This window comes from Streptomyces sp. NPDC041068 (assembly GCF_040647455.1).
GTDB lineage: Bacteria > Actinomycetota > Actinomycetes > Streptomycetales > Streptomycetaceae > Streptomyces.
In genome coordinates, this window is the sequence record NZ_JBEZCG010000010.1 from 144,765 (window position 1) to 171,054 (window position 26,290).

Consider the following 26,290-nt stretch of genomic DNA (forward strand, 5'->3'; position numbering starts at 1 on the left):
TGATCCTCCACGATTGGTCACGGGGCACTGGTGATGTCCGTCGGCGTCAGGCGTCGGTTGCCTCCAAAGCCGAGGCCGAGGCGGATGCGCGCGGGGTCCAACGGCCGGCGGCGATCTCGGCGTCCAGGCGGGCCTGGAAGTGGGCGTGGGCGGCGCGCATTTCGGTCTCGCGGTCGGCCTTGTAGAAGGGGGCGGTGTAGCCGTCCGGCGGGGGTGTGGCCTCGGGGTTCTCCAGGTGGTCGAGCAGGTCGAGGTAGTCCTGCTTCGTCTGGCCGTGGCCGTACGTGTTGAAGTCGGCGGCGATCTTGCGGCCGTTGGCGTCGAAGTAGGTCGCTGACTCGTAGTCGTACAGCTGCGGGTAGCGCGACTTGAAGATCGCGGCGAGCTGGTCGGCGGTGATGCCGAGCCAGACGGCGACGAGGGCGTCGAGTTCGACCAGTGCTGCTCGGCGCTCGTGCTCAGTGCGGAGCGGGGTGATGTACTCCCAGGTGGGTTTGAGGCCAGCGGCGAGAGGCTTCAGGCCGGGCCAGTTGGGGTTGGCCCAGTCCTCGTAGCCCGCCCAGCGGGGGTCGAACAGTTCCGCCCAGAGTGGGGCGTAGTGGGTGGTGAGGGCGTTTAGGCGGAGAGCGCGGAGGATCAAGGCGGGGGTAAGAGGATGCTTCGGGTCGGGAGCGGGCATCTTGCGGGTCTCGCCGGTTTGGAGGTCGGAACGGCCGGTGATTCGGAGTAGGTAGTCCAGGGGAAGGGATGCCCAGAAGCCCGCGTTGAGGGTGGTGAGGCGGTTGTTCTCAAGTGCCATGGACTGCACAGTGTGCACGTGGGCCGGGCCGGGTGGGATGAGGGCGGCTTGTAGGCTGCGGCTGGTGTTGAATGGGATCATCCGCCGCCAGGCCAGTCGGAAATAGGTAGTGAAGGGTTTCCCGAGCCAGGAGTCTTGGGTTGCCAGATATGTCTTCTCATCGGCGGCTCGCACATAGTTGGCTACGGGCACGCACGCTTCGGGCAGCGCTGTCGGCACGAGCATGTCCCAGTCCCTGTTGCTCCGGCAGGGGATCCTCGGCTCCTTTGAGAAGGGAAGCGCCGAGGCGAAGTGGGGGCCTTGGAGGATGACATCCGCGAGCTCGGGGACGGTCTGGTTTCCCCAGCGGATCAGACCATCCTTCTTGGCGTTCGCTTCGTCGTATCCCCTTGTGATCATGGGGGCGTAATCGGCCAGACTGCCGCGATAGGCGGCCAGCGCCTCGATCGCCCCCTGCTCGCCCACGAGAACCGGGTACAACAGGGGGGTCTGTGCCGCTCCTCCAGGCGCGCCGGTGAGTGCCTGCCAACTGGCCAGCAGGGACGTGTCCACATGCACCACGCGCTGACGGTGCGGGCGAATGTCCCACGAACCGTTGTGCTTGATGCCGGGTGCCGCGCCCCGTCCGTCATGGGCCAGCGAATCAGGCAGCACGTCAGCATCGCGCAGCTCGCTGAGATGCAGGAAGTCAGGATCCCGTGATGTGCCGTAGATGTGCATCCCGAATTCCTGTGCACGGTCGAGGTCTTCGAATGCCCAGTTGGCCGAGTTCACAAAGTGCGCATGGACCCGGAGATGGCGGTACGCGGCAGCTCGGATCGCGCCCTCGCGCGTGCCGCCGAAGTGCGTGTCCGGGTGGATCAGGCCTGCGCTACCGCGCGATGCAGTGTGCTGCCAGACCTGATCCATGAAGGCTCGATACAGGTCTCCCTGCGTGCCGACGAGAAGTGGGTACGAGGCTGGGCTGCCCAATACTGAGACGGCTCCTGCGTGGGCTGCCAGCTCGGTGAGAAGGAAACTCCGGTTCTCCGCATGCGCACCCAGAACGTCTTCCTTCCGGAGGCGCCATTCCGCCGGATTAGGCTTCTCCGCCAGCACAAACCAAGGTTCCAACTCCGCCAGAACCAAATCCTCCTGCCACCGAGGCCGCACCCAAGGCGGATTCCCCACCTGAAGATCAAACCCACCCCGCGCGGCGAAGACCTGCGCGAACTCCAACTCCCAATGGAAGAACCCCTGCTGCTCAGCGATCTCCGTCGCCACAGCCGTCCACGGGAACCGACTCTCCAGCCAGTACGAACGGTCCATGCCCATCCAGTCGGGCAGTTCGTCCTCGTAGCGCTCCAGATCATCGAGGTTGTCGAAGGAGCCGACGAGGAACTTCCCCGAGACATCGTGCGTACCCAGCAGCGCCTCGGCGAAGTCGAGCCAGTCGCCCAGGTCGGCCAGAGGGATCACATCGCGGCGCTGCCCAGCGAAAGCCTTCTCCTCCTTGCGGGAACCCTTGCGGCGCTTGTCGATGTCGGCCCGCGTGACCTCCCGGACCGTGACGTTGCCGAGGAGGTCGACCTCCTCGTACGTACGGACCACTTCAGCGGCGTCCGGCACATCACCGGTAACGCCACCACCCAGCGCCGAACCACGCGCTGCCGCATCCTCCGCCCGCGGGTAGATCCCGTCCGAACCGTCGAGAAGCCCCGCCTCCTGCACCGGCCAGAACCACAACGCGCACCACGCGTCCATGACCTTCTTCAGGCGCCAGTACGGCGTGTCCACGGCCTCCAGGTCGGCCAGCACCTTCTCCCGCTGCACCGCCACCTCAGGCGTGCGCAGCCAGCCGTCCTCCGCACCCCACACCTCGATCCGCCGCGAGATGTCCCGCTCCGAGATCTCCAGGCGGCGCGTCACAAGACCCCACAGGTACTCGGCCCGCCGAGCCAGCCCCTGCAACCGCTCCGTCTGCCGCTTCGACGGCGACTTGGTGATCGCCTTCCGCCACGCGGCCAGCGCCTTCGCCTGCTCCGGTGCCAGCGTCTTGGCTTCCTTCTCGGCGGCGACCGCGCCCCACTCCTTGGCAGGAAGGAGGAAGTGATGCACCGCCCCAGCGGGCAGACCGCCAGGCGCCTCCGACAGCGGGAAGCGTTCCGGCGTGCAGCCCAGCCAGCCGCCCTTCTTCAGCCGCTCCTCCGAATAGATCTCCCGCCGTCCCCCAATAAGCGAGTTGCCCCGCCGCAAATGCAGCCCGAACCACGGCGCCTCCATCCCCGGATGCATCGTGTTCAGCCACAACGAGACCTCGGCTAGCTCCACAGCCGTCGAATTGAGGTCCACACCATAGGAGTTGTGGAGCGCGATGTACGCCTTTGCTCGCTGCAACTCAACCGCGTAGCGCTCCGTATCAATCGCGACGCCCAGCTCATCCTGCCGCCGCCGCAGATACTCCGCCGCCACCTGATTGATGGCCTCGTTCAGGAACGCGCCCGAACCCAGCGCAGGTTCACAGATCTTCCAGTCCAGCAGCTCACGCGCCTGCGTCACCGCCCCGTCCTGGTCCAAGCGGTGCTGCAACGCCAGCTGCACCGTCACCTTCGTCAGCGACTCCGGCGTGTAGTACGACGCCGACGTCTGACGGTCGCGTCCCGACAGGCGGTACACGAACGACCCAGGCCGGTACCGGACCCGTACCTCCTCGCCCGTCTCCTCGTCCTTGCGCCGCACGAAGACGGAGTCCGCGTACTCGTCCGCCTTGGAGGCCGGGACCAGCCACGAGCCGTCCTTGGAGTCGCCGCCCTTCGCGACCTCGTACAGCTCCTCGCTCGCCACGAAGCCCGAGTACGACATCAACCCCTCGTACACCGCGCCCAGTTGGTTGATACCGAGCTGTGCGTACGAGATGAAGCCGCCGCGCTCGCCCTTCTTGCCACGCGTCAGCATGAGCAGGCGCAGGACTCGGTACAGGGTGGCGTTCCTGAGCCGCGTGTCCACATACCTGGTCACGCCCGTCTCGTCCTCGTCGAACCGAGGGTCCCGGACCGACTCCTTGCCGATCAGCCGGATCGACTCCGGCTCGAAGAGCTTGGAGTGCAGGGGTTCGAAGCGCAGTCCGATGCCCTCGGAGACCTTCTGGCCAGCGGCACCGGAGTCGGCTGTCGCCGCCTCGCCATGCGTGCGCCGCGCCCGATACCCCTCCTGCACCTTCCGGAACAGCAGGTCGAGTGACTCGTACAGGTAGACGCCTTCCCGGGCCTTCTCGCCGACCAAGTCCCGTTCCGCCACCAGTTCCCCGAGGCGTCCAAGCCCGTACCCCTGGTGGTACTCGGGGTAGTCCGACGGCACGATGCCCAGTTCCGGGCGTGCCTCCGCGTACAGCAGGAACAAGATCCGGTACAAATACCGCAGCGATTCCCTCGTCAACTGCCGGGACAGCTCAGGAAGTTCCTTCACGTCCTCAGGGCGGACCCCCGCACACCGCATCCGCTCCAGGATCTCGTTCGCGATCAGCTCCACCGACAGGCGCAGGCCGTCCCGCAGCTCCGATGAGACTCCCACCGCGTGCTTCGTGGATTTGTCGACGAGGCCCGCGAGCGGGTTTTCGCCGCCCTCTTCCGGCGTACGCAAGGAATCCGCGCCGAACAGGGCCGCCACGGTGTCCAGCTCGCCGCCCGCGCGTGCGTCGTTGCGCTCCAGTGCCGAGTCCAACGACGCCGCCAGGTAGCGGCCCTCGCCCCACACCGCCCGGTCGGCCAGCACGATCACGCCGCCCACCAGCAACAGGACGTAGCGTGGTGCTTCTTCGCAGGCGAACAGGAACGACGCCAGCTTCGAGCCCGTCCTGATCTCCGCGGAGCCTTCCAGCGGGAGGCGGTGCAGCAGGCGCCCCGCCCCGTCCGGCTGCAGTGCCGCATCCGGCTCCGCCGCCCAGCCGCAGTCCAGGGCCACCAGGCCCGGCTCCGCGTGTGCGACTCGCACTTCGTAGGTGTGGTCCGCGCGTGCCACCGTCAGTGTCTGCGGCTTGGCGTCGTAGCCCAGTGCGCGCAGCACTGACGCGTTGAGCTCCGCTGCCTGTTCCCGCCACGCGGGCGCGTCGTACGTCGACGCGTCGGCGTCAGTCTGTTCCGTCGCCGCCTCGGCGAAGAACGCACGCGCCTTGAAGTAGGGGCGGCGCAGCTCGCGCAGGCCGACGCGCGGGGTCGTCGGTAGGGCATCGGCGGAGACAGGCGGGCCGGACGTGTCGTTCGCGGAGGACTCGGCGTCCTTGGCTGCTTCTTCCCGCTCCTTCCACGCTGCGAGCAGGCCCGACTTGAGGTCCTTCGGGAAGACCTCGGCCAGGTAGTGCGCGGAGAAGTAGTCGCCGCGGTTGACGAGGGAGTCGTACGTCATGGCTGAGAGAACCTCGTGGGATCAGGCGGCGGAGTCGAGGACGGCGAGGACCCGGAGCATCGGGCGGCCGGTGGTCAGGAGCGAGTCGGCCAGGTCCGAGAGGTCGGACTTGGTGTTATCGCCCCCCAGCGTCGGCTGCTCCCACTTGCCCAGGCGCAGCTTGTACTCCTCGATCGGTTTGTGCAGCGCCCTGTCCCAGTCGTCGCTGTGGCGGCGCAGGAAGTCCTCCGCCGCTTCCAGCGCTCCGGGGATGCCGGCGCTGAGCAGGTCGAGGTCGTGGTGGTGGAGCGGGTTGGCCATTTTCGGGCCGACGCCCGCGTTCCGCAGTATGCCGACCATGTCGTCGGTCACCTCGCCTGCCCGTACCGCCATCCACTTCACTACTGTCGGGCGGCCGAGAGCGTTCGAGAAGATGCCTTGGACGAGGTAGGTGGGGGTCTCCACGTCCGCCGTGATGACTGGGGCCTCCTGGCGCCCCAGGCGTACGAGGACCTTGTCCGTCAGCCATTCCACGACCGGGTGGAGGTCGGTGAGGAGGGAGATCTCGGGCCAGCTGGACGATGACGACTCTCGGGCGCGGGTGAGTGAGAGATCCGCGAGCTTGCGGTTCAACGTCACCAACAGGCGCTCATGCAGGCGCTGTTCGCGTCGGTAGTCCGGCGGGAGCGCCTTCATGCGGTGCGTCAGGTCCGACGGCGGCTTGAAGGAGATCAGACCCGTCTCCGGGTCCTGGTCCAGCTCCAGTTGTTTCTGCGCGTCCGGGAAGACCTCGCGTACGGCCTCGTCGATGAACTCGCGCGTGCCGGTGAACAGGCGGGGCACGTCGGCGGGGGCGGGCGGTGCGTCGCCGTCCACCTCTTCGGGGTCGTCGCCCACCGCGCCGAAGAAGTCCGCCAGGAAGTCCGTGCCGGAATCGTCGGAGGCGGCTGCCGTCGCCGTCGCGTCCAGGGACTCGTCGACCGTGCGGCCGCGCAGCAGATCCTGGATGAGGGACTTCTCTTCCGCCTCCGCCCGGTACAGGCCCGAAACGGCCTCTGCCGTGCCAAGGCTCCGGTGGGCCTCGTCTTCGCGTTCCAAGAGGCGTTCGGCGACCGTGCGGTCGTCCTTCGCGTCCTCGACCTCGCTCGTCAGGATCAGCGCGCGGAACTGCGGCTTGTGTGCCTGGCCGTAGCGGTCGATGCGGCCGTTGCGCTGCTCGATGCGGATCAGGGACCACGGCACGTCGTAGTGGATGAGCTGGTGGCACTGGCGGTGGAGGTTGACGCCCTCGGAGGCCACGTCGCCCGTGAAGAGGATGCGTACGGGGGTGTCGGCGAGGCCGAAGTCCTCCACGCACTGCATCTGTTGCTCGTCGGAGAGACCGCCGTGCATCACACGAGCCGCCTCGCGCAAGGCCTTGCCCTTGAAACCGAGGGCCGCGGGGACGGCCGAGCGCAGCCACTCCAGAGTCTGGACGCGCTCCGAGAAGACGACCACTCGCTGCTCGCTGCGCGGACCGACGCCGATGGCCTTCAACTGCTCGACCAGCGCCGTGAACTTGGCCGAGTCCGTGTCGGACATGCCCTCCGAGAGCTCCGCGAGGCGGTGCAGCGCGGTCAGTTCCGCTGCGGTCGCGGCCGGGGAGTCCTTCTTCTCCAGGGTCTTGATGCGGGTGGCGACCGTTGCTCGCAGAGCCGTGGGCGAGGACAGGAAAGACTTCAGCAGTGTGTATGGGAAGAGTGGCACGTCACTCACCGAGGTGCCCTCGGCCGGCAGCCACACCTGCGCCAGCTCCTCGAAGATCTTCTCCTCGGCCGGGGTTGCCGCACAGTGCACCGACTCGCTCGGTCCTCGGTCCGCCCACTGGCCCTTCATCTGCTCGCGGACTTCGGGGCTCACCTTCGTCCGGCGGATGAAGAGATGCTCGATGTCCTTCGACTCGTAGCGCTCCGGGTCGCGGATCGCGGCCGGGTCGAGCAGCGAGATCAGCTCGGCGAAGGAGCGGGCGTCCCCGTTGTGCGGGGTTGCCGAGGCCAGGATGAGGGCGTCCGTCTGCGGGGCGAGGACACGGGCTAGCTGGTTGCGGAGCGAGCCACGGTTGATGAGGTTGTGGGACTCGTCGATGACGACCGCATCCCACTTGATGTGTTCCAGGTGGTGCTTGTACTGGTCGGTGTTTTTGAGCGTGTCGATGGAGACGATCACGCGCTTGAAGTACGTGAAGGGGTTCCGCCCCGCTGGGATCTCGCGCTGCACCTTTTCGATGCCCGCCGAGTCGAGACGGATCAGCGGGATCGCGAAACGGGTCCAGAGTTCGTGCTGGAACTGTTCCAGCACGTGCTGCGGTGTGACCACCAAGATGCGTTCGCCGCGGCCCCTGCGGATCAACTCAGCTAGCGTCAGGCCGATTTCGAGGGTCTTGCCGAGGCCGACCACATCCGCGATCAGCATGCGGGGGCGCAGGTTCTTGCCGGAGAGCGCGAGCTGCGCGGGGCGGTGCTGGTAGGGGAGGGAGTCCAGCAGGAAGCTGTCTGCCAGAGCCAGGCCGCGTTCCGACTGCGGGAGCGGGGTCTTGCGCAGCACCGCTTCGAGGAATAGGCGGCTTCGGCGGAAGTTGGGGGAGTCGTCGACGGTCAGCGTGGTCCGGCGCGGATCCAGCAGTTGTACGTCGTCGAGTTCCGTGAAGAACACGGCCTCCTGGTCGCGTACGAACTCCGAGACCCCGACCACATCAAGGCGGTCGCCGTCGTTGTCGGTACCCGACACATTCCGTACGAGCCATTCCTCGTCACGGACCTCGATCTGCGAGCCCGGCGGGTACTTGGCGATCTCCGGCGCGTTGTCCTGCGGGACATCCTGTGCGGCGCCGGCCTGGTCGACGGTCACGTGCCGTGCCTCCTGTGCTGAATGAATCTCACGTGGTGCGGATGGCGCCTGTCCTGCGCGGGACTCGGCGGGTCGAGCTGGGCTCAGAACTTCGCGCCCTGGGCGTAGGCCTCACGAAGCTGCTGGGCGACGCGCCTGGCCTGCGCAGAATTGCGGAGCGGCCCGGGGCCGGTGCGCTCCCGGCCGCGACGGGCGGGCGGTGGCGTGCCGGGGGCGGCGATGGGGCGGCCCGGGGGCTGGTCGCGGGCCGTGGGGCTCGGCTCGACTTTCACCGTCGGGGTGTACGAAGCCGGTGCCGGGGCCGACTGAGCGAGCGGGACCGTGGCAGCCGTCGGCGCAGGCAGCGTCTCGGTGGGCAGGTCTGCGAGCGCGGCTGCGGTGGCAGGAGCAGAGGGCGGGGGCGGAGCGACGGGAGCGTCCTGCTGGGCGGTGGCCATGGTGTGCGCGGTGAGGCGGCGCCTGGCCTGCGCGACCTTGAGACCCTGCGCTTCGATCACGGCACGGCACTGCTGAACGATCTCCCTCAGTGAGGGCCGGGCCAGTGGGTCGTAGGCGAGCATCCCCGAAAGGAGCGGAACCAGCTCGTCCGGGGCTCCCTCCAGGTCAGGTTCCTGGTCCGCCTTGGTGATCAAGTGGAAGAGGGCGTGGATGTTGTCGGCCTGGAAGGGATAGTGACCCGTCGCCGCGTGGAGCAGGACGGCTCCGAGTGCATACGCATCGACCGCCGGAGTCAGCGGCTTGACTCCGTTGGCCTGCTCGGGAGCCATGCACGCGGGTGTGCCGAGCACGGTGTTCGGGGCGGTGAGCGACGCGCTGGACTCGGTGAACACCGCGAGACCGAAGTCGATGATCTTCGGTCCGTTCGGGCCGAGCAGGATGTTGGCGGGCTTGAGGTCGCGGTGGAGCAGCCCCTGCTTGTGGACTCCGGCGAGCGCCTCGGCGAGCGTGGCACCGAGCGAGGCGACCAGGACCGCTGGCAATGGACCATAAGTGGTCACGTGCTTGCGCAGGTCCGGCCCATCGACGTATTCAGTGGCCAGCCAAGGCTGCTCGGCCTCGGGATCTGCGTCCATGAAAGCGGCGATGCGCGGACCCCAGATCGTCTTCAGGACTTCGATTTCCTGGGCAAAGCGCAGTCGAGTTTCCGAGTCGACCACTGACGGCTTGATGACCTTGACCGCAGCAGGCTCACCACCTTGGGATTCCCCCAGATAGACCTGGCCCATGCCGCCGTGGCCGATGCGTCCGAGCAGCTCGAAATCGCCGAGCTCGGTCGGATCCTCGGGGCTCAGCGGCGCCGCATTCACTTGAGTCGTCCCTTCGCCCTGGCCAGCCGGTATGTGCCAGTCGTAACGGTAGTCGAACGGGCAGCGGTGCGTACCCGGTCCTGCGTGACCGGGGAATCGGGAGGCGAGCGGTGACTTTCGGGCATACATTTCAGGCCTTTCGGTCTGGCGGAAAATACCGTTCCGGCCATGTCACATGAAGGCTGCTGATACATAGCGTGGTAGGGGGCCGCCTGTGCAGAGGGCGGCCCCGTGCTGATTTCGCCCTGTTCCGGAGGTTCCGCCCGATGCACACCACGCCGACGAGCGGTAATGCACGCCCCGGCGAAGGCGATCCCGGACTCGAACGGCTGCGGGCCTCGCTCAGCGGATGGCGGGACGCACTGCTCGACATGGGCGGGCGGAACCAGCTGCTGAACTTCCGGCACACCAAGACGGCGACGCTGGAAGTCGAGGCACCGCAGGTCGGCGACGTCCTCGCCGGACTGGAGCGGGGCTGGGACTTTGCGCCGGTCGGGAGTGTTACGGAGGGCGCGGAGTCCACGGATGGCGTCGAGCTGACGAAGCCGGTGCCTGCGGGCCGGGCTGCTGGGCTGGTCACGCAGAAGACCACTCAGGCCGGACTCGACAGCGCCCTGTACCGGCTGCGCACGCAGTCCCGCCAGGCCTTCAACGACTACGGCCTGTGGATTCTGTGGCTGGGCGTCGGGATGCTCGACTGGAAGGAGGGGGACGTGCAGGAGGGCACCAGTGCTGCCCCTCTCGTACTCGTTCCCGTCGAGCTGGACCGAGACGGCCAAGGCCGGGTGCACCTAAGGGCGGCACAAGACCAGGAGTCCTTGCACAATCCGGCACTCGCTGTCCGGCTGGCGCGGGCGGGCGTGGACGACTGGGAGGCGGTGACGGAGGCGGACGCCGACGATCTGCATGCCGTCCTTGCCGCTGCTCGCCGTGTCGCCGCCGCGCAGAACGGCTGGGCGGTGGCCGAGCGGGTCGTGCTCGGTCTTTTCCATTCCCACAAGGAGGCCATGTATCAAGACCTCCAGCAGAACGAAGAGCAGATCCTTCAGCATCCGCTGATCCGCGCCGTCGCCCTCGGGCCGGATTCGGGGCTGCCCGACGATCTGATCGGGTTCGATCCGCCTGAGCTGGAGCGGATCGACGAGATTCAGCTGCCGGAGCGGACACCGCTGGTCCTGGACGCCGACGCATCGCAGCGCCAGTGCATCGCTGCGGCGCTCGACGGGCGGTCCTTCGTGATGAGCGGCCCGCCCGGCACGGGAAAGAGCCAGACCATCACCAACATGATCGCCGCGTTGATGCACGCAGGGCGGAGCGTTCTGTTCGTCAGTGAGAAGGCGGCTGCGCTGGATGTCGTACGGAACAGGCTGTCCGATGTCGGACTGGGTGACTTCGTATTGGCCCTGCACAGTGGCGACACCACGAAGAAGGCGGTCGCGACCGAACTCGGGCGAGTGCTGACCACACAGGTCAGAGCCACGGGAGCAGCGGCCCACGAGCTCGACCGAGCGAGGCAACTACGCGAGGAGTTGTCCGCGTACGCCGCTGCCATGAATGAGCCGCGGGGGGTGCTTGAGCGCACCCTGCACGAGGTGCTGGGGCGCCTCGTCCAGCTCGATCAGGCAGGTACCCCACAGCTGACCGTCCGCATGGGCAACCCCGACCGGGTGCGGACGCTGAGCGCCGGCGCTGTACAGGAGTTGATCACTGCGGCGCAAGCGGTCGGAAGGGCATGGCGGCCTGCTGTCGAAGGCGAGACTTTCGCCTGGCGTGGACTGGTAGGGGGTGCACCGCTCGGCACACTCTCGGAGGCGGCCGATGCGCTCGCCGACCTGCAGGCGGCGGCCGAACGCAGGCCGTTCGCCGCCACCACTCCGGAGCCGAGCACGGCCCACGAAGTGAGGGAGGTCCTGCGCCACGTGCGACCGGGCCTTCCCATGCGTGAACCGTCGAGCGTGGAGGCTCTTCCCGACGCCCCTTCGGCGGTTCTCGCGAACCTCGCCGATGTGCTGGGGATGCGGAAGCCCGAATCCGTGGAGGAGGCCCTCGTTCTCTGCGAGTTGGCGGATCTTGCCACTGCCGCCAACCGCCCACCGACGCAGTGGTTCGACTCGGCGGTGCTGCGTGCCGCACAGGACGCAGCCGACGAACTGCGCCGGGCGAGAGGTGCAGAGAACACAGCCGGTGCCGCAGCTGCGGATCTCTTCGGCGAACAAGTCCTGACAGCTGATGGGCTGCCTGAGCTCGTGGAGCGCTTTGCCACTCAACACCGGGGTCTGATGGCACGGTTCTCGTCCCAGTTCAAGGCTGACCGAGATGCGGTCGTGGCGCTGACCCGTAGTGGCACGTGGGACAAGGCTTGCGTGGGGCGATTGGAACAGGCGCTCACCTGGCAGCGTGCGAGCGCGGAGACCAAGCGGCTTGCCGACGCTCATGTGGCTCTGCTCGGCGGTTACACGCCGCGTACCGAAGACGAATTCGTGCCGTTGGACAAGGCGCTGGCTGTCGCGTGGCGCATCGACGCACTCGCCGAGCGTTCCGAGCGACGTGATCTGCTCGCCGCACAGCTGGCGGACGGCACGGTCGCGAACCCGATCATCGCACTGCAGGCCAGGACGGCACGTGGTGCTCTTGCCGACTGGTGCGACATCGCGGAACGGCGCGTCGCTGAGTGGGAGAAGACCGCGGGCCGGCTCCTGGCGCTCTTCGACGATGCACGGCAGATCCAGCTCCACCCGGAGACGATGGGGACGCTGGAGCAGGCCCGACGCGCGATGGCAGTGCTCCAGGCGGATCCCCACGGGCCGGACGAGTGGCAGGCCTACAACCACGGGCTTGCCGTACTGAACCGCTTCGGCGCGGGAGAGCTCGTGCAGCGCTGCGTGGAGCGCGGCATCTCAGCAGAACAGCTTCCTGAAGTGGTGGAGCGAGGCCTTCTGCAGGCATGGGCCGATGCGGTGTTCGCCGACGACTCACGGCTGCGGACCACACGATCCGCGGACCTTGACGCGCGGCTCGAGGAGTTCCGTAACGCCGACCGGCGGCTGGTTGAGGCTGCTCACGGTGCGGTCATCGAGGCCTGCAACAGCCGCAGGCCACGCAGCTTCGGGGGCGGCTCCGCAGCGGTGATCACCCGTCAGGCTGCGCTGAAGACCCGGCACATGCCGGTGCGGGAACTGCTCGGCCGCACCCGAGAGGTGGTCCACGCAATCAAGCCCTGCTTCATGATGAGTCCGTTGACCGTAAGCCAATTCCTGCCCGCGGACTACAAGTTCGACGTCGTCATCTTTGACGAGGCGTCCCAGGTGCGACCGAGCGATGCAGCCAACTCCATCTACCGCGGCACTTCACTCATCGTCGCCGGTGACGAGAACCAGCTCCCGCCCACATCCTTTTTCGATGCAGCTGTGGGGGACGAGCCGGATGAGTACGACGAGGATGTGCCCGACGTCTTCGAGTCTTTGCTCCATGCCTGTAAGGCGGGCGCCATGCGGGTTCTGCCGCTTCGTTGGCACTACCGAAGCCGTCACGAAGACCTCATCGCTTTCAGTAACCGCTCGTTCTACAAGAACTCGATGGTCACCTTTCCCGGAGCGCGCGACCAGGGCAACGACGTGGGGGTCGCCTTCTTCAAGGCGGACGGCGTGTACGACAGGGGAGGCCGCAAGGACAACCGTGCCGAAGCGGAGCTTGTGGCACGACGGGTCATTCACCATTTCGACACTCGCCCCGGCAGCAGTCTCGGTGTGGTCGCGCTGTCGCAGGCACAGGCCTCGGCGATCGAGCAGGCCGTCGAGCAGGCGCGGATCGACCGGCCGGATCTGGACCGCTGGTTCACGGAGGACCGCCTCAGCGGCTACTTCGTCAAGAACCTCGAGTCGGTGCAGGGCGACGAGCGTGACGTCATGATCATGTCCGTGGGCTATGGCCCCGACGAACACGGCAGGATCGGCCTGAACTTCGGTCCGATCAACCGAGACGGCGGCTGGCGGCGCCTCAATGTTGCGGTCACCAGAGCTCGGTACCGTATGGAGGTCGTCGCTTCCTTCCGAGGCAGTCAGCTCGGGGAGAGCACAAACGACAGTGTTCAGCACCTCAAGCGCTACCTCGAGTACGCGGAGAACGGCCCCGCCGTCCTCGCGCAGGATGTCATCCAGCAGGAGGCCGGGACCGACAGCCCCTTTGAGGAGTCCGTGCTGAGTGTGCTGCGAAACTGGGGCTACGACGTGCAACCACAGGTCGGGGTCGCCGGGTACCGCATCGATCTCGGACTGAGGCATCCCGAGTCTCCGGGATCGTATGCGTTGGGAATCGAATGCGACGGTGCGATGTACCACTCCTCGCGGGTGGCGCGCGACCGTGATCGGCTTCGCCAGCAGGTCCTGGAGGGATTGGGCTGGCGGCTGTATCGCATCTGGGGTACCGACTGGTATCGGGATCGGGCAGCCGCCGAACTGAGGCTGCGCGAGGCGGTGGAGCATGCCGTTGCTCAGGCGCCACTCCAAGACGCCCGACGCGAAACATCCGAAGCCGAAGTATCGAGTGACGATGAGGCTTGCCCGGACCTTGCCCGGCGCGACGAGGCATTGGTCAGGGGGAGCCTGGTCGAAGCGGTCAGGGTTCCGGTCGACCTACAGCAGGAGAGGCCGTGGAGCGCTTCGTACGAGATGGCCGACGTGATCGTCTCCACGGTCGCAGAGCTGCACACTCCTGAGGCGCGCCGAGCGCTACGGCGCGCTCTCATGCAGGTGATCGAGGTGGAAGGCCCAGTCCACGAAGAAGTGTTGGTACAGCGGACCCGTGAGGCGTGGGGTGTGGCCAAGGCCGGTAGCCGGATCCGGGACAACATCACCTACGTGCTGGATGCCCTGGTGAGTGAGGGTGGGGTGGAAAGGGCGGAGGGGTTCGTGCAGGTCTCCAGCTTCCTCGACACGAGGGCGCGTAGGCCGGTCCCGGGGTGCGTGCGCAAGGTAGGCCATATCTGTTCGGCAGAGAGGCAGTTGGCTCTCTTCGAGCTGGCTTCCGAGTGCCCGGGAATGTCCTCGGAGGAACTTCACCGGCAGGTGTGTGAGCTCTTCGGATGGAAGCGGCTCGGCCCTGACATCAGAGCTGCCTTGGAAGCTGATCTCGATGTGTTGTTCCGGGAGGGGCACCTGACCGGATCGAAGGAACGGATCGTCGCACGCATGAGGTGACGGAGCCTCATGGAGGCTCCACGCCGTCACGCCCCGAGCGAGCCGGAACGGAGCGCTGAGGTCAGGCTTCACGGGCGCCCGAGTTCCGCCATCCGCTGGATGACTGTCGCGAAATGGTGGGATGCCGACCAGGCCAGCCATTGAGTGGCTCCGCCGGCCTTGCCGCTGATTCGCTTCCGGCGTGCGCATTCGTGCAGACATGCGTCGCCCCAAGACGTTGCGGAGCCGGAGGCCGGCCAGTCCGACGACTTGGTGAGGTCGTCGCAGAGGGTGAAGAAGTCGTCATTCCCGGGGAGTTGACGATCGTAGATGCGGATTTGCCAGCTGTCGGCGACGGTGTACGCGAGGAACGGATGGAGGGAGCTGGGGTCCGCGACGGCACGCCGAAGGGGATGAACGATGCCGTAGTCCGAGAACTCGATGCTGCAGTCCAGGACGTGGTCGGTCGCCTGTTGCCAGAGCTCGGCATCGCGCCGAAAGACTGAGAAGGGGACGCGAGGCGTTACGTCCTCAAAAGTTGCAGGGAAGGCTCCGGCTGCGAGGGAGATGGAGCGCCACCGGGCTCGCCGCAGCCAGGACAGGGCGTTGACGGTGCTCTGCAAGGTTCTGGAGAAGTCATCGGCGGCACTGAGCGGTCCGGCGTCGAGGAGAAGGTCTGTGTCGTGAACGCAGATCCCCACATCCCGCAGCACGCCACCAATGCGGTCAGCCGCACGGTCTGCGCCGGGCGCGACGTCGTGGACAGTGAGGCGCAGGCAGGCTCCGCACTGGTGCCGTTCGATGATCTCGCGTGCCGCTGTGAACGTCTTGGCTGCCGAGCTGAATCGGACGACGGGCACGAGGAACGGCATGTCTGCTTCGGAACAGACCGCCGCTATCCGCGAGACGCGAGCCGCGGCGCTGGGCGGTGCCTCCAGCTCAGGGCAGTCGACTGCGATCACTGTCCCCGGTTCCAGGAGGCGCTTGCTGAGATGCAGGCAGAAGGTCCCGATGGGGTCTTGCCCGATGGGATCCGGGGCTACCTCGAAGAGAGCGGACAGTGCCACGCGCTCTGACGGCGAATGCTTGCTGAGCGCCAGGAACTCCCACTCCTTGCCTTTCAGGATTGGCATGTAAGTGGTTGTCACCGCTACCCCCGAAGCAGCTGGTTTCCGCTTACGGAGCACCACGTATTTCGAGAGTCAGTGACATAAGGGGATCAGGAAAGTTCACATTCGGTCAGATAGCGACTCTCCGCAACATGCCCACCCTCCTCAGGCGCGTAGGTGAGACAGGAGGTCTTCGGAGGCTGGGTAAGGGTGTTCGGCCGGGAGCAGTGCGGTTGCCGCGGACAGGTTCCTGTCGCGTACCAGAGCGTGGACCTCGTGCGCCAGGCCCGTGACGTCCGTGATGGAGACCGTCCACTCGTCCGCGTAGCGGCCGGACGCCTCGCCCGCCAGGCCCAGTTGGAGGGAGCGGTGGGGGAGGGCGTTCAGGTGGAGGTCGCGTTCCGGGTCCCACTGGACGCGGGCCGGGGAACGGCGCAGGTCGCGCTTCCAGGCCGCCTGGTCGGGGTGGAGACCGCGGACGTAGTGCGACAGGCAGGCGTGGCGCAGCGCCCAGTCGAAGCCCTCGCGAGTGATCTCGACGGCGAGCACCGTCTGCTGGCCCTCCTTCGTCGCCCAGCCGCAGCGGTACATCATCCAGAGGAAGGACGGCTTGATCCACGTCATGCGGTCCCGCTTCCAGGCCGCGGGGAAGCGTCCGGTGCGGGCGGCGGGGGCGCCGAGTTCAGGGGCGTACGCCTGGTAGACGGTGATCGTCGAGTCGGTGTGCCGGGCGCGGATCTGGTGGCTGGGCGTGTGCGGTGCGGTGGGGGTGGGGGCGGCGGTGTGCTGGGCGTTCATGGGGCCAGCGTGCGGGCCCCCGCGGTGGTACGCCACTGAATTGTCGGCGGGCCGCGTTACGGTGAAGGCCTTCGACGTGGAGGAAGTGGAGAAGGGGGTCTCGTGGACGCTGAGTTGACCGCGCTGGCGGCGGCCGGGGCGACGGCGCTCGTGCAGCAGATGGTGACCGAGGGGTGGACGCAGGCGCGGGACAGGATCGCGGCGCTCTTCTCGCGCGGTAGCGGCGGCACCGGTGATGCCGACGAGGAGGTCCTGGTCGGGGAGTTGGAGGAGGCCCGCGCCGAGGTCGTGGCCGCGCGGGACACCGGGGACGAGGAGACCGCCGCCGACGTGCAGACGGAGTGGCGTTCGCGGCTGCGGCGCAGACTCGCCGCCGATCCCGCGGCCGCAGCCGAACTGCGGGCCCTGCTGGACGAGTTGGCAGGGGCGGAGGGCGACGGGGCTCCCGGGGGCGGCATCACGTACAACAACACCAACCATCTCAGCGGTGGGGTGTACCACGGCACGGTGATCCAGGCCCAGAACATCGGCAGGCTGGACCGAGGCAACTAGAGGCAACTACTAGCACTGGCAGGACAGTTCACTCATGCACGCGATGACCGACGAGGCCTTCCTCGGCCATGTCGCCGAGCGGCTCGCCGCGTTGCCCGGCGTGCGCGCCGTCACCCTCGGTGGCTCGCGCGCACAAGGCACCCACACACGCGAGAGCGACTGGGACACCGCCGTCTACTACCGAGGGTCCGCCTTCGACCCCGCCGAGCTGCGCAAGATCGGCTGGGAGGGCGAGGTCTTCGGCATCGGGGACTGGGGCGGCGGCGTCTTCAACGGAGGGGCCTGGCTGACCGTCGACGGGCGCCGCGTCGACGTGCACTACCGCGACCTGGACGTCGTCGAGCACGAGCTCGCCGAGGCGGAGCGGGGTCGCTTCCACTGGGAGCCGCTGATGTTCCATCTGGCCGGAATCCCCAGCTACCTGCTCCTCGCGGAGCTCGCCGTCAACCGCGTCCTCAGCGGCGAACTGCCCCGGCCCGCCTACCCCGACGCGCTGCGTCGCGAAGCCCCCGGCATCTGGCTCGACCGCGCCCGCCTCACCCTCGGCTACGCCCGCGCCAACAACGCCCCGCGCGCCCAGTACACCGAGGTCGCGGGCGCCGTCGCCACGGCGGCGATGGCGGGCGCCCACGCGGTGCTCGCGGCGCGCGGGGAGTGGGTCACCAACGAGAAGCGGCTCCTGGAGCGGGCCGGCCTGCGGGGCGTGGACGCGATCCTCGCCTCGCTGGGTGCCGGAGGCGAGGAACCGCAGGCGCTCGCCTCCGCGTTGACCGCGACGGAGGAGCTGATCACGACGGCCCACGAAGGCGCGGCGTGACTCCCGATCAGAAGTCCACCCGCGTCCGCTCGTCGAGCCGCGCCACGGAGTCCTGCGCGAACGCCTTCTCGTAGTCGCTGCGGATCTCCTCGATCTGGACGTCCCGCTTGCGCGCCTCGCCCGTCGGGTACAGGAGGATCAGCTCGTACGAACGCTCGCGCTCGATCTTGCCGTTGGAGTCGCGCCACTGCCCGCGGCCGTCCTGGATGGTCAGCCCGTCGGAGAAGGCCGGGGTGACCTCCTTGTCGATGAAGGCCATGAACTGCTTGTCGGTCACGGCGGGCCCGCCGTCGGGCCGCTCCGTGCCGAAGAAGAGCCGCGTCTCGACGAAGGGCTTGCCCCGGGTGACCGTCGACGTCGACGCCGACGTGGCGGCGCGGTCGGCGGAGTTCGTACCACCGTCGCCGTCCAACGACGCGTACGCGGTGGGGGCACCGACGGCCAGCAGGGCGGTGGCGGAGACGGCGACGGTGATCCGGGTGGCGGAGAGGCGGGGGAGGGTGAAGGCCACGGGGCGTTCCCTTTCTGGGCAGGTGGGTCCACTGCTTCTGATCACGGCGGGCAGGTCCGCCGCTTCCGGCGGACAGATCCACAACGGCCGCACACCGTAGCGGACCTCCGTGCCCCGGACGCCCCGCTTTCGTCGGTATGGCCTGATTCACGCCCGGCGGTTTCACGCCCGCGTGGCACGCCCGTCACAGAGCGGCGGGCCCAGCCGGTACGCCGCGAGGTCACGCCATCCCGTGCCCGGCCCGTCCGTCACGATCAGCCGCACCGTGTCGACATGGCTGACGAGCGGCAGGTGCGGGGCGAGCTCCGACTCCAGGGCGTCGTAGGCCGCTTCGTAGGTGTCGGGGCCCTCGTGGTTCGCGAGGGTCAGGTGGGGGTCCAGGGGCGGGGTGAAGATGCCGCGGTAGGGGACCGCCTCGGGCCAGCGTTCCGTGAGGGAGGTGGTCAGGGCGCGGATCGGGGCGGCGGGGGCCGGAGGGAGGTAGAGGACGCCGGGGTAGCGGCGGAACTCCGTGAAGGAGAGCGTGAAGGGGGAGTGGGCGGCGAGGAGCGACGCCAGGGCGTGGGTGGTCGACGGGGTCAGGCGGGATGCGTTGAGGAACGGGTAGAGGACCGTGACGTGCGCCGGGAAGCCGGCCCGCACGAGCGGGTTGGCCTCGGGGACACGGATCGTGAGGGCGGTGTCGCCGGGGAGGTCGGGCCAGCCGGCGTCCACCGGGTCGGCGTCGTCCGTGCCCGTGTGTACGTCTGCTGTCGTAGCCCCGTACACCTCTTCTGTCTCAACACTCACGATGCGTTCTGCCTCGACACTCACGACGCGTTCTGCCCCCAACACTCACAACGCGCCAGTGTCCCACGCCCCTCCTTAAGACGCCGTCTTCCCCTGCGTCACTCGACTCCCGTACGTTGCCCGAGACTTGACTGGAGCATGGCGTGAGGGGGCGGTGGGCGTGAAGGTGCGCAAGGGTGTGCGGGGTCTGATGGTGGGGGCCCTCGTGGGCTGGGGAGTGCTCGGTGGGGCCGGGGCCTCAGCGGGAGCCGACGGCACCGCCGACTCGTACTCCGCCACCACCGGCGTAGGCGTTCACAACGCCTACGAGAAGGACAAGTACCCGTACTTCGCCGACGCCCTCGACTCCGGCGCCGGGATGCTCGAACTCGACGTGTGGACCAACGTCTTCGGCAGCGGCTGGCGGGTCTCCCACAGCAACCCCCTGGGCAACGCCAACAACTGCGAGAACGCCCGCAGCGCCGCCGAGCTGCGGACCAAGCCGCGCAACCAGAGCCTCGCCGGGTGCCTCCAGGACATGCGCAGCTGGCACGACGCCCACCCCGGGCACCGGCCGATCCTCGTCAAGGTCGAGCTGAAGGACGGGTTCCAGGCGAAGAACGGGCGCGGGCCCGCCGATCTCGACGCGCTCCTGAAGGGCGTGCTCGGCGACGCCGTCTACCGTCCGGGCGAGCTCGCCGCGGGACACGCCACCCTCGACGACGCCGTGCGCGACAAGGGCTGGCCGGGGCGCGCCGAGCTCGCGGGGAAGTTCGTGGTCGAGCTGATCCCCGGCACCGTCGAGCAGGGCAACCCCGCCGACACCCTGTGGACCGACCGCGAGTACGCCACCCATCTGCGCGACCTCGCGGGCGCAGGGCGTCTCGGTGACGCCGCGGCCTTCCCCGCCGTGCTCGGCGCGGAGGCCGGTGATCCGCGCGCGCGGTACGCGGACGCGTCGATCCGGCCGTGGTTCGTGCTGTTCGACGGGGACGCCTCCGCGTACGCGGGCGGTTCCATCGACACCCGGTGGTACGCCGACCGCCGCTATCTCGTCGTCATGACCGACGCCCACAACGTCGCCCCGGCCATCGACGGGACGCGCCCGACCGAGGCGCAGGCCAGGGAGCGGGTCGAGCTGCTCGCGCGGCGGCACGCCAGCATCGTGTCGGCGGACTGGTATCCGCTGCCGGGCGTCCTGTCGACCGTGCTGCCGCGCGGCTGACGCGGGTGAGCGGTTCAGGGCGTGGGTGCCGTCACGGGAGAGCGGTTCAGGGCGTGGGTGCCGTCACGGGTGAGCGGTTCAGGGCACGGGTGCCCTCACGGGAGAACCGTTCAGGGCACGGGTGCCCTCACGGGAGAACCGCTCAGGACACAGGCGCCGTCACGGCTGGATCCGTATCCACACCGGCGCGTGGTCCGACCCCGCCGCGTCCCTCCGCACTGCCGGATCCCCGTCCGCCACCGACGGCAGCGCGGCCGCGGATGCGCCCTCCGCGCCCGTGCCCGCGGCCCGTACATGGTCCAGGAGGCCCCGGCTCACCAGGACGTGGTCGATGAGTTCGCGCCGGCCCGCGTGGATGCGGGAGAACCGCTGGTCCTGCGGGATCAGCGGGGCCACGTTCCACAGGCGCGTCGCGTCGCCCTTGTCCGGGTGGTCGAAGCCGGGCGTGCCGATCTCGGAGCCCGGCGGGCCGAGCAGGAGCTGCGTCGTCGCGGCACCGACCTCGTCGTTGAGGTCCCCGAGCACGGCGACGTCGTGGTCGCGGCCGTCGCCCCGCAGCAGCCGGTCGGCGAGCGCGCGCACCACGGTGGCCTCGGCCGTGCGGCGGTACAGGGCGTAGGCGCCGAACCGCGCGCGCTCGCCCTCGTCGCGCGGCTGGAAGCGGCCGCCGGGGTACGAGAGCAGCTTCGACTTCAGATGGCAGACCACCGCGTCGAAGAAGAAGGCCCGCGTCGACACCGTCACGGCGAGGATCCCGCGTCCGGTCCGCGCCGTCGTCCGCCCCGTGTCGTCGATCTGCACCGGGCGCATCGGGTCCAGGAGGCAGTTCTGGTCGGTGACGACGGAGACCGGGAGGCTGCTGAGGAAGCCGACCCGGATGCCCCGGTCGTCCGCGTGCCGCGAGAGCGTCACGTGCCAGGTGCCCTCCAGCAGGCCCGCCAGGTCTTCGAGAGCGGCCGGGTCGCCGACCTCCTGCACGCCGAGGACGCTCGGCCGCAGCGCGCCGATCGTCGCCGCGAGCGAGGCCAGCTTCGCCTCGTACGCCGCCTTGTCCTTGGGCCCGAAGCGCCCGCCGGGCCGGTAGAGGTTCTCCAGGTTCCAGGTGCCGATGATCATGGCCGAACTCCCTCTCTCCTGCTGGGGCGGCCCCCTCGGCCGATCGGCGGGTGAGGTCAGCGTGCCCGTGAATCCGCGTCCGCGACAGAGCCGCCGGATGCGCACTCGCACTACCGTGAAGAGATGACGCCGCCTCCCGCGCAGGGCCCCGCCCACCTCATCACGCCAGGCTCCGCCGACCTCGTCGTCACGGGCTGCACGGCCCTGACCCATGACCCGCACGGACAGATCGTCTTCGTCGACGACGCCACGATCGTCGTACGCGATGGAGTCATCGCCGCCGTCATCGCCTCTGCCGACGCCTCTGCCGACGCCTCTGCCGACGCCTCCGTCACCGCGGGCGGCGCCGGGGCGGTCCCGGACGCCGCCGAGCACATCGACGGGCGCGGCACCGTCGCCCTCCCCGGTCTCGTCAACTGCCATACGCACACACCGATGGTGGCCCTGCGCGGCATCGCCGAGGACCTGCCCGCCCACGCGTGGTTCAACGACTGGATCTGGCCCATCGAGTCGAACCTGACCGAGCGCGCCGTCGGGCTCGGCGCGCGGCTGGCCTGCGCCGAGATGATCCGGGGCGGCGTCACCACCTTCGCCGACCACTACTTCGCCATGGACACCGTGGCTGCCGCGGTCGAGGAGAGCGGCCTGCGCGCCGTCCTCGGCCAGGCGTACTTCAGCTCTCAGGGCCCAAAAGGGCGCGCCGCGTCCCTCGACTTCGCGCTGCGGCAGCGGGGCGCGGCCGACGGGCGCATCACCACCTGCCTCGCCCCGCACGCGCCCTACACCGTCGTCGACGCCGACCTCGCCTCCACCGCCGAACTCGCCCGCGAGCACGGCCTGTTGGTGCACATCCACGCGGCGGAGAACCGCGAGCAGACGGACAACAGCCTGTCCCGGCACGGCCGCACCCCCATCGAGGTCCTGGAACGCGCGGGTCTCCTCGACACGGACGTGCTCCTCGCGCACGTCACCGGCCTCGACACCGAGCGCGACCTGCCCGCTCTGGGTCGCGCCACCGGCCGTGTCGCGGTCGCCTCCGCGCCGCGCGGATACCTCAAGTTCGGCTGGGACACCACGCCCGTGCGGGCCCTGCGCGAGGCGGGCATCCCGGTCGGCCTGGCCACGGACGGCGCCGCGTCCAACAACACCCTCGACGTGTGGGAGTCCATGACGCTCACCGCGCTCGTCCAGAAGAACGTCGAACGCGACCCCACCTGGCTCACCGCCCGCCAGGCCCTGGACCACGCCACCCTGCAGAGCGCGCGGGCCGTGGGACTCGGCGACGAGATCGGCAGCCTCGCCGAAGGGCGCCGCGCCGACTTCGTCCTGGTGGACGTGGTGGGACCGCACACCCAGCCGGTCCACGACCTGGCCGCCACGCTCGTGCACAGCGCACGCTCCAGCGACGTACGCACGACGGTCGTGGCGGGCCACGTCCTGATGCGCGACCGCGAGCTGCTCACGCTCGATGTGCCGGGCATCGTGGGGGAGTTGAACGCGCTCCTCCCCGAACTCGTCGACCGCAGCCATGGGAAGCGGATCCAGGAGTACGAGGGGTGAGCCGCCCCGAGCCACCGTGCGTCGTCCCCGGCACCCTCCTGAAGATTTTCTGGAACTTCTTCGCCCGCGAGCGATGAGTTCGGTGAACTCCGCAGGTCCACCCTTCGCAGACGTACGCGCCCGAAGGGTGGAGGAGACACGCCATGGGACTTCCGGACATCGTCACGCGCGAGGAGTGGGCCGTCGCGCGTGAGGAGTTGCTGGCCAAGGAGAAGGCGGCCACCCGCGCGCGCGACGCGCTCAACGCCGAGCGGCGCGGGCTGCCGATGGTCGAGGTCGACAAGGAGTACTACTTCGACGGTGCCGACGGGAAAGCCACCCTGCTCGACCTCTTCGACGGACGCGACCAACTCGTCGTCTACCACTTCATGTTCGCCCCCGAGTGGGACGCGGGGTGCCGCAGCTGCTCCGGGTTCCTCGACCAGATCGGGCACCTCGCGCATCTGCGGGCCCGCGGCACGAACTTCGTCGCGGTCTCGCGCGCGCCGTTCACCAGGCTGCTGGCCTTCAAGTCCCGCATGGGCTGGACCGTGCCCTGGTACTCGACGAACGACGGCGACTTCAACTACGACTTCGGTGCCTCCTCCGTCGAGGAGCCGCACGACGTGCCCGCGATCAACTGCTTCCTGCGGGAAGGCGACCGCGTCTTCCACACGTACGGGACGTTCGCCCGCGGTCTGGACGGCCTCGGCTCCACCACAAGCCTCCTCGACCTCACCGCGCTCGGGCGCCAGGAGGAGTGGGAGGAGCCCAAGGGCCGGGCGTCGGTGCTGGGCGCCCCGGCGGGCAGCGCGCGGGTGCGGTATCACGACGAGTACGAGGACTAGTAGGAGGACTGGTACGAGGGCGAGTACGAGGACTGAGGCCGTCGGGAACCCGGGGAGAACCCTTGAATTGCCTCAACTCCGTGTCATTTGGGTCACGTTGCGATCCCTGGAGGGGGGTCCGTGCGTTCTCCTCAGTACAGAGTCTTGGGACAGCTTCTCGGGACAGAGTCTTGGGACTGCGTACGAAGCGGGAACGGAACGACACGGGGGACGGGATCATGATGAACGGACGAGTGGTGTTGGAGCGGTTTCCCGCGGGCGGGCCGCGCGGTTCGTGGCCCGCGGAGGAGTTCGCGCGGGCCCGCCGGCAGGAGGGGCGCCCCGCGGAGGTCGTGATGGACCTCGCGTCGGACGCCTTCCTGGTGATCGTGCGTGAGCCGGAGGAGGCCGAGGCGATGGCCGCGGTCGCGTGAACCGCGCTCAGTGGGCCAGGGCTCAGTGGGCCAAAGCTCAGTGGGCCAGGAACTGGTCCGCCTGGAGCGCGTACAGCTCGGCGTAGACGCCCCCCGTGGCGAGCAGCTCCTGAGGGCTGCCGGACTCCACGAGGCGTCCCGCGTCGAGCACATGGACCAGATCGGCGTGGCGCACGGACGCGAGCCGGTGCGTGATGAGGATGACTGTCTGCCCGGTGCCTGCCAGGGCCCTGATCTTCTCGAAGACCTCCAGCTCGGCCCGTGCGTCGAGCGCGGCGGTCGGCTCGTCGACGATCAGGATCCGGCCCCGCCGGTACGCGGCCCGCGCGATGCCGAGCCGCTGCCACTGGCCGCCGGACAGCTCGTGTCCACCGGTGAACGCCTTGGCGAGCAGCGTGTCCAGGCCGCGCGGCAGATCGTCCACCACGTTCTCCGCGCCGGCCTCCGCCACCGAGGTGCGCAGCCGTTCGTCGGTACGGGCCGCGCCCGCGCGGCCGATCGCGATGTTCACGCGCGCCGTGAACGGCCACCGCTTGAAGTCCTGCGCGACCATCGCGATCCGCTCCGCGAGCAGACCGCGATCCGCGGTGGCGGCGTCCACGTCGTCCCACAGGATCCGGCCGCGGTCCGGCGCGTACAGCCCGGCGAGCAGCTTGACCAGGGTCGTCTTGCCGGAGCCGTTCTCGCCGACCAGGGCGACGATCTTGCCGGTGGGCACGGAGAGGGAGACGTCGCTGAGCGCGTCCCTGCCCGAGGTGCCGGGATAGCGGAAGGTGACGTTCTCGAACCGGATCTCGCGCGGCTCCCGCGGCAGCTCCACGCCGCCGACCGGGATCGCGCGCCGGGCCGCCTCCACGAACAGCCGGTCCAGGTCGCCGACGAACAGGGCGTCCTCGTGCAGGGAGTTGATCTCCAGGACGAGGGTGTCCAGGCTCGAAGCGCCCGTGCGGATCGCGATGACGGCGGTGCCCGCCACCGACAGGGCCATCGCCCCGGCGAGCAGCAGACCGCCGAGCGTCGCATACGTCGCCGCGGTCGCAAGTCCCGTCCAGGCGGCGGCGATCAGGCCGGTCCGGGCGGCGAGCCGGGCCAGGCGCGCCTGCTCCTCCTCGGCCGCCTCCGACATCGACCGGAAGTGGCGCAGCAGGAAAGGCCCGACGCCGTGCACGCGGATCTCGGGCGCCGCGGCGGCCTCCGTGAGCAGGCCGCTGATCAGTCGGCCCGCCCTGGCGTGCTGCACCCAGGCGTGGAAGGAGCGGTACCGGCGCCGCGCGATGGTCAGGGCGCTCCACGCACTCGGCAGCGTCATGGTCACCAGGAGCGGTAACAGCACCGGGTGCAGGACGGTGAGGACACTCGCCGCGGCGATCAGCGAGATCATCGCGTTCACCACGCGCGTCGCGATGGCGATCATGCGGCGGGCGGACGCGGCGCCGTACTGCGCGGTGTCCAGGAGCTTGTGGAACGCGTCGTCCTCGATCGCCGAGAGCTCCACGTTCGCCGCCCGCTCCAAGTACTGTTCCGTGGCGACGCGTTCGACCTTCGGTTCCAGACGGCCCGTCGCGTAGGTGGACGCGGCGCGCAGCAGCGCGGCGGCGAACAGGACGCAGGCCATGGTGATCAGGGCGGGGCCCGCGCCGCGCAGCCGGTCCTCGATCGGCGCCTCCGTCATGAGGCGCGCGAGCACGCTGTTCACCGCGAACAGGCTGACCGCCTGGGCGAGTCCACGGGCCAGCTCCGCACCGAGCACGATGCGCGCGGCCTGCCGGTCGGCCTGCCACGCGAGCCTGAAGCTCGCGCCGAGCAGGGCGGGCAGCCGCCGCAGCATGGCGCGGAAGCCCAGCTGGAGGAAGGCGTCCTCGTGCTGTGACCAGCCGGTGTCGTAGCGCAGAGGGCCGCCGAAGAGGAGCTTCTCGGACTCCGACGTCTGTGATGTGGGTGTACCGGATGGGTTCTTCGCTTCGTCCAACCTGATCTCCGTGTCGACAGGGGAAGCGGCCACTATCGCGGCGGTCGCGGGGTGCGGGCAGGGCGCGTGCGGACTCCGCCACGGCGTACCCGGGGCACGC

Annotated in this window: 16 protein-coding genes; 7 read left to right on the forward strand and 9 right to left on the reverse strand. The window is 68.9% G+C overall.

What is annotated here, in order from left to right; all coding sequences use genetic code 11:
* Positions 1 to 46: 46 nt before the first annotated feature.
* The 3 genes from AB0B50_RS23650 to AB0B50_RS23660 form a co-directional block, all read right to left on the reverse strand.
* On the reverse strand, positions 47 to 5,179 hold the full coding sequence (locus AB0B50_RS23650) for a class I SAM-dependent DNA methyltransferase (protein WP_362335213.1): 5,133 nt from the start codon (positions 5,177 to 5,179) through the stop codon (positions 47 to 49).
* 21 nt (positions 5,180 to 5,200) lie between these two features.
* On the reverse strand, positions 5,201 to 8,044 hold the full coding sequence (locus AB0B50_RS23655) for a DEAD/DEAH box helicase (RefSeq protein WP_362335215.1): 2,844 nt from the start codon (positions 8,042 to 8,044) through the stop codon (positions 5,201 to 5,203).
* Positions 8,045 to 8,127: 83 nt separating this feature from the next.
* On the reverse strand, positions 8,128 to 9,351 hold the full coding sequence (locus AB0B50_RS23660) for a protein kinase (protein ID WP_362335218.1): 1,224 nt from the start codon (positions 9,349 to 9,351) through the stop codon (positions 8,128 to 8,130).
* 266 nt (positions 9,352 to 9,617) lie between these two features.
* On the opposite strand from AB0B50_RS23660, the gene AB0B50_RS23665 reads away from it, so the two are divergent.
* On the forward strand, positions 9,618 to 14,546 hold the full coding sequence (locus AB0B50_RS23665; RefSeq protein WP_362335221.1) for a DUF3320 domain-containing protein: 4,929 nt from the start codon (positions 9,618 to 9,620) through the stop codon (positions 14,544 to 14,546).
* A gap of 68 nt (positions 14,547 to 14,614) precedes the next feature.
* On the opposite strand, the gene AB0B50_RS23670 is transcribed toward AB0B50_RS23665, so the two are convergent.
* Positions 14,615 to 15,658: a hypothetical protein gene (locus AB0B50_RS23670; RefSeq protein WP_362335224.1), complete on the reverse strand. Its 1,044-nt coding sequence runs from the start codon at positions 15,656 to 15,658 to the stop codon at positions 14,615 to 14,617.
* Positions 15,659 to 15,799: 141 nt separating this feature from the next.
* Entirely contained in the window at positions 15,800 to 16,432 is a 633-nt protein-coding gene (locus AB0B50_RS23675; protein WP_362335227.1) for a DUF4291 domain-containing protein, read from the reverse strand.
* A gap of 102 nt (positions 16,433 to 16,534) precedes the next feature.
* Here AB0B50_RS23675 and AB0B50_RS23680 point away from each other — a divergent pair, with 102 nt between their 5' ends.
* Both AB0B50_RS23680 and AB0B50_RS23685 read left to right on the forward strand, forming a co-directional pair.
* Positions 16,535 to 16,984 carry a hypothetical protein gene (locus AB0B50_RS23680; protein WP_362335230.1) on the forward strand — a complete coding sequence of 150 codons (450 nt, stop codon included), beginning with the start codon at positions 16,535 to 16,537 and terminating at the stop codon, positions 16,982 to 16,984.
* A 34-nt stretch (positions 16,985 to 17,018) separates the two neighbouring features.
* Entirely contained in the window at positions 17,019 to 17,801 is a 783-nt protein-coding gene (locus tag AB0B50_RS23685) for a nucleotidyltransferase domain-containing protein (protein ID WP_362335233.1), read from the forward strand.
* 7 nt (positions 17,802 to 17,808) lie between these two features.
* On the opposite strand, the gene AB0B50_RS23690 is transcribed toward AB0B50_RS23685, so the two are convergent.
* Together AB0B50_RS23690 and AB0B50_RS23695 are read right to left on the reverse strand one after the other, a co-directional pair.
* Positions 17,809 to 18,312, reverse strand: a complete 504-nt coding sequence (locus tag AB0B50_RS23690) for a DUF3574 domain-containing protein (RefSeq protein WP_362335236.1) — start codon at positions 18,310 to 18,312, stop codon at positions 17,809 to 17,811.
* A 162-nt stretch (positions 18,313 to 18,474) separates the two neighbouring features.
* Positions 18,475 to 19,101: a 2'-5' RNA ligase family protein gene (locus AB0B50_RS23695; protein WP_362335239.1), complete on the reverse strand. Its 627-nt coding sequence runs from the start codon at positions 19,099 to 19,101 to the stop codon at positions 18,475 to 18,477.
* Between the two features lie 190 nt (positions 19,102 to 19,291).
* Here AB0B50_RS23695 and AB0B50_RS23700 point away from each other — a divergent pair, with 190 nt between their 5' ends.
* A complete protein-coding gene (locus AB0B50_RS23700) occupies positions 19,292 to 20,305 on the forward strand; it encodes a phosphatidylinositol-specific phospholipase C domain-containing protein (protein WP_362335866.1) in 1,014 nt (337 codons plus the stop codon).
* Positions 20,306 to 20,464: 159 nt separating this feature from the next.
* Here the strand turns inward: AB0B50_RS23700 and AB0B50_RS23705 are convergent, their stop codons facing one another.
* Positions 20,465 to 21,421, reverse strand: coding sequence for an endonuclease/exonuclease/phosphatase family protein (locus AB0B50_RS23705; protein WP_362335242.1), 957 nt, complete (start codon positions 21,419 to 21,421; stop codon positions 20,465 to 20,467).
* Between the two features lie 123 nt (positions 21,422 to 21,544).
* Between AB0B50_RS23705 and AB0B50_RS23710 the strand changes: the two genes are divergently transcribed.
* The 3 genes from AB0B50_RS23710 to AB0B50_RS23720 all read left to right on the forward strand — a co-directional run bounded on the left by AB0B50_RS23710 (position 21,545) and on the right by AB0B50_RS23720 (position 24,221).
* A complete protein-coding gene (locus AB0B50_RS23710) occupies positions 21,545 to 22,981 on the forward strand; it encodes an amidohydrolase (RefSeq protein ID WP_362335245.1) in 1,437 nt (478 codons plus the stop codon).
* A 143-nt stretch (positions 22,982 to 23,124) separates the two neighbouring features.
* Positions 23,125 to 23,808, forward strand: coding sequence for a DUF899 domain-containing protein (locus tag AB0B50_RS23715; RefSeq protein ID WP_362335248.1), 684 nt, complete (start codon positions 23,125 to 23,127; stop codon positions 23,806 to 23,808).
* A gap of 221 nt (positions 23,809 to 24,029) precedes the next feature.
* On the forward strand, positions 24,030 to 24,221 hold the full coding sequence (locus AB0B50_RS23720; RefSeq protein WP_362335868.1) for a hypothetical protein: 192 nt from the start codon (positions 24,030 to 24,032) through the stop codon (positions 24,219 to 24,221).
* Positions 24,222 to 24,258: 37 nt separating this feature from the next.
* On the opposite strand, the gene AB0B50_RS23725 is transcribed toward AB0B50_RS23720, so the two are convergent.
* Complete coding sequence (locus AB0B50_RS23725; RefSeq protein ID WP_362335250.1) at positions 24,259 to 26,190, reverse strand: ABC transporter ATP-binding protein; 1,932 nt, start codon at positions 26,188 to 26,190, stop codon at positions 24,259 to 24,261.
* Positions 26,191 to 26,290 lie beyond the last annotated feature (100 nt).

Excerpts from the sequence above, each read along its gene's own strand:
- AB0B50_RS23665 (WP_362335221.1), top strand. The coding sequence starts at position 9,618 with ATGCACACCACGCCGACGAGCGGTAATGCACGCCCCGGCGAAGGCGAT.
- AB0B50_RS23685 (WP_362335233.1), top strand. The coding sequence starts at position 17,019 with ATGCACGCGATGACCGACGAGGCCTTCCTCGGCCATGTCGCCGAGCGG.
- AB0B50_RS23675 (WP_362335227.1), bottom strand. The coding sequence starts at position 16,432 with ATGAACGCCCAGCACACCGCCGCCCCCACCCCCACCGCACCGCACACG.
- AB0B50_RS23720 (WP_362335868.1), top strand. The coding sequence starts at position 24,030 with ATGAACGGACGAGTGGTGTTGGAGCGGTTTCCCGCGGGCGGGCCGCGC.
- AB0B50_RS23650 (WP_362335213.1), bottom strand. The coding sequence starts at position 5,179 with ATGACGTACGACTCCCTCGTCAACCGCGGCGACTACTTCTCCGCGCAC.
- AB0B50_RS23710 (WP_362335245.1), top strand. The coding sequence starts at position 21,545 with ATGACGCCGCCTCCCGCGCAGGGCCCCGCCCACCTCATCACGCCAGGC.
- AB0B50_RS23705 (WP_362335242.1), bottom strand. The coding sequence starts at position 21,421 with ATGATCATCGGCACCTGGAACCTGGAGAACCTCTACCGGCCCGGCGGG.
- AB0B50_RS23700 (WP_362335866.1), top strand. The coding sequence starts at position 19,292 with ATGGTGGGGGCCCTCGTGGGCTGGGGAGTGCTCGGTGGGGCCGGGGCC.
- AB0B50_RS23715 (WP_362335248.1), top strand. The coding sequence starts at position 23,125 with ATGGGACTTCCGGACATCGTCACGCGCGAGGAGTGGGCCGTCGCGCGT.
- AB0B50_RS23670 (WP_362335224.1), bottom strand. The coding sequence starts at position 15,658 with ATGCCAATCCTGAAAGGCAAGGAGTGGGAGTTCCTGGCGCTCAGCAAG.